Here is a 1,992-nt window from a genome sequence, read left to right as displayed (position 1 = left end):
GCCTGGGAGGTTCCGGCGGTTCGGGACGTCCGGGCTGACGGCGGCGGGCGAGGCGGCCGGAGCAGGCCGGGCGGGTCCGGCGCGCTCCGGCCGGCCCGGGGCGGCGGAAGAGAACGGCAAAGGCACATCCGAGTGAAGGGAGACCCCGTGTCGAACATGGATCTGGCTCTGAAGGAAATGATGGCGATCGACGGTGCGGTCGGCGCGGCCGTCGTCGACTACGGCAGCGGCATGGCGCTGGGCGTGCAGGGCGGTTCCAAGGCCCTGGACCTGCAGGTCGCGGCGGCGGGGAACACCGAGGTCATGCGGTCCAAGATGCGGACGATCGAGCAGCTCGGGCTGAAGGACGAGATCGAGGACATCCTGATCACGCTGGGCGCGCAGTACCACATCATCCGGCCGGTCACCGGCCGCAAGGGCAAGGGCCTGTTCCTCTACCTCGCGCTGGACCGCGGGCGCGCGAACCTGGCCCTGGCCCGCCACCACATGAAGGGCATCGAGGAGAACCTGGAGATCTGAGTCTCCGCTCCAGCACGCGTGGGCCCGGACGGCCGCCGTCCGGGCCCACGCGTTTCCGGCCCTGGGTCAGGGGCGGATGCGGCCTCGCGTCGCCGCTTACGCGCCGTCCAGCACCGCCATCTCGTCCTCGGTGAGGCTGGTGGACGCGCCCAGCACGGCCTGCTCGAGTTGTTCGACGCTGCTGACGCCGACGATCGGGGTCAGCGCCGGGTTCCCCGAGGCCAGCCACGCGAGCACCACCTGGCCCGGCCGGAGTCCGCGCGCCGTGGCGACGCGGTTCAGCGCCGCCAGCCGCCGTTCGGTGCCGGGGTGGCGGTACTCGGCCTCCAGCGGCCGGTCGTCGCGGTCGTAGCGGCCCTGGAGGGTGGCGGTGTAGACCCAGCCGTCGAAGGACGGGTTGCGGCGCAGGAAGTCCAGGCCGTCCGGTGACAGCATCCCCAGCGGGACCGGCTGGCCCTCCACGGCCATGCCGCCGGCGGGCTGGAGGTAGGAGTAGCGCTGCTGGTACGCCGACGGCTGCGCGCGGCCGGCGTGTTCGGCGGTGGCCCGGATCCGCTCCAGCAGCCAGGACGGGTGGTTGGACACGCCCCAGCGGGCGGTCAGGCCATCGCTGACCAGGCCGCCGAACGTCTCGACCAGGTCCTCCACCGGCACGGCCGGGTCTTCGACGTGCGCCCAGTAGAGGTCGACACCGTCCACGCCCAGCCGCTCCAGGCTCTGCGCCATGGCCTCGCGGACGACGTCCTTGCGCAGCCCTTCGAGGTGGTCGGGGAACCCGCCTACCCGCGTGGGTTGGGCGCCGACCTTGGTACTCAGACGGACCCGGACGCCCGGGTTGGACGCCAGCCAGCGGCCCAGCAGCGCCTCGCTCTGGCCGCCGAAGCCGGTGTCCGAGGTCCAGAAGCTGTAGTTGTCGGACGTGTCGATGAAGGACCCGCCCAGTTCGGCGTACCGGTCGAGGATCGCGAAGGCGGTCCGCTCGTCCACCTTGGTGCCGAAGTACATCGCCCCGAGGGCCATCGTGGGTGCGTTCATGGCGCAAGCCTCGGTGCTGGAGCGCGCTCCAGGTCAAGCCGCGAGCGGGAGGCGAAGGCGCATTCGGAACGATTCGCCCGGCCGGTCGTTACTCTTGAGGAGCGGAACACGGGCGGGTTTGGGGGAACGGACATGACCGACCGGACCGGGAGCGGCCCGAGCGCCGGCGGCTCGACCGACGATGACGCGTACTCTGCGGCGCCCGCCGACCGTGGTCCAGCCCGCGGAACCTCCGCTGGGACCGAGTCCGAGGCCGACTCCGGGGCCGTCCGCGCGTCCGGGGGCGGAACCGTTCCCGAGCGCGTCCGGGACGGGGACTCCGGGATGGACCGTGCCACCGCGGACGGCCTCGCCGAGATGGCGCGCGGGCTCGTCCCGGTCGCCGAGCGGGCGGCGCGGGGCGCGTCGGCCGCGGCCGAGCCCGTCCGGGTGATCGCG

General features: G+C 73.0%; 2 protein-coding genes. One reads left to right on the top strand and one right to left on the bottom strand.

The genetic code is table 11. The annotated features are described in order from the left end of the window. The first annotated feature begins 156 nt into the window (after positions 1-156). A complete protein-coding gene (locus DZF91_RS24495) occupies positions 157-519 on the top strand; it encodes a hypothetical protein (RefSeq protein ID WP_407920936.1) in 363 nt (120 codons plus the stop codon). Positions 520-615: 96 nt separating this feature from the next. Here DZF91_RS24495 and DZF91_RS24490 read toward each other — a convergent pair whose 3' ends face one another. Beyond that, positions 616-1,554 carry an aldo/keto reductase gene (locus DZF91_RS24490; protein WP_117359631.1) on the bottom strand — a complete coding sequence of 313 codons (939 nt, stop codon included), beginning with the start codon at positions 1,552-1,554 and terminating at the stop codon, positions 616-618. Between the last annotated feature and the right edge of the window lie 438 nt (positions 1,555-1,992).

It is taken from the genome of Actinomadura logoneensis, assembly GCF_003428695.1.
In the GTDB taxonomy this organism is placed as follows: domain Bacteria; phylum Actinomycetota; class Actinomycetes; order Streptosporangiales; family Streptosporangiaceae; genus Spirillospora; species Spirillospora logoneensis.
This window is presented reverse-complemented; position numbering and strand designations above follow the sequence as displayed.

Bases quoted from the DNA above. Each gene is read 5' to 3' on its own strand.
- DZF91_RS24495 (WP_407920936.1), top strand. From the start codon at position 157: ATGGATCTGGCTCTGAAGGAAATGATGGCGATCGACGGTGCGGTCGGC.
- DZF91_RS24490 (WP_117359631.1), bottom strand. From the start codon at position 1,554: ATGAACGCACCCACGATGGCCCTCGGGGCGATGTACTTCGGCACCAAG.